Origin of the sequence: Pseudomonas sp. PSPC2-3 (assembly GCF_049898265.1) — a bacterium.
In the GTDB taxonomy this organism is placed as follows: Bacteria; Pseudomonadota; Gammaproteobacteria; order Pseudomonadales; family Pseudomonadaceae; genus Aquipseudomonas; species Aquipseudomonas veronii.
In genome coordinates this window covers 1-631 of sequence record NZ_JAFCXJ010000029.1, presented here as the reverse complement: position 1 = coordinate 631, position 631 = coordinate 1, and the positions used below count along the sequence as shown (strand labels likewise).

Below are 631 nucleotides of genomic sequence, written 5' to 3'. Positions count from 1 at the left end.
CTTTCATCGCCTCTGACTGCCAAGGCATCCACCGTATGCGCTTCTTCACTTGACCATATAACCCCAAGCAATCTGGTTATACTGTGAAGACGACATTCGCCGAAAATTCGAATTTCTCAATTAAGAGAACTCACAAATTTTACCTTAGCCTGATCCGTTACCAGTGAAAGTAACGTTCAGTCTATCTTTCTATCACATACCCAAATTTTTAAAGAACGATCTAATCAAAGACTAGAAATCAACATTCACCATCATCACGATGGAATGCTCATTTCTAAGCTTTCAACTTCAGAAGCAGTAGTGGTGGAGCCAAACGGGATCGAACCGTTGACCTCCTGCGTGCAAGGCAGGCGCTCTCCCAGCTGAGCTATGGCCCCGTATTTCTACAGGTTCCCACACAAAATTGGTGGGTCTGGGCAGATTCGAACTGCCGACCTCACCCTTATCAGGGGTGCGCTCTAACCAACTGAGCTACAGACCCAATTTCGGGCTGCTTCTTATCGTCTTCTTCAATGAATCAAGCAATTCGTGTGGGAACTTATGGAGCAGCTGATGTCGTCGATTAAGGAGGTGATCCAGCCGCAGGTTCCCCTACGGCTACCTTGTTACGACTTCACCCCAGTCATGAATC

General features: G+C 46.9%; 2 tRNA genes and 1 rRNA gene. All 3 read right to left on the bottom strand.

Annotated elements, in window-relative coordinates:
- Nucleotides 1-301 precede the first annotated feature (301 nt).
- A tRNA-Ala gene (locus tag ACP7E3_RS31865) sits at nt 302-377 on the bottom strand.
- Between the two features lie 27 nt (nt 378-404).
- A tRNA-Ile gene (locus ACP7E3_RS31860) sits at nt 405-481 on the bottom strand.
- A gap of 82 nt (nt 482-563) precedes the next feature.
- Nucleotides 564-631 (bottom strand): 16S ribosomal RNA (locus ACP7E3_RS31855); the annotation flags it as partial.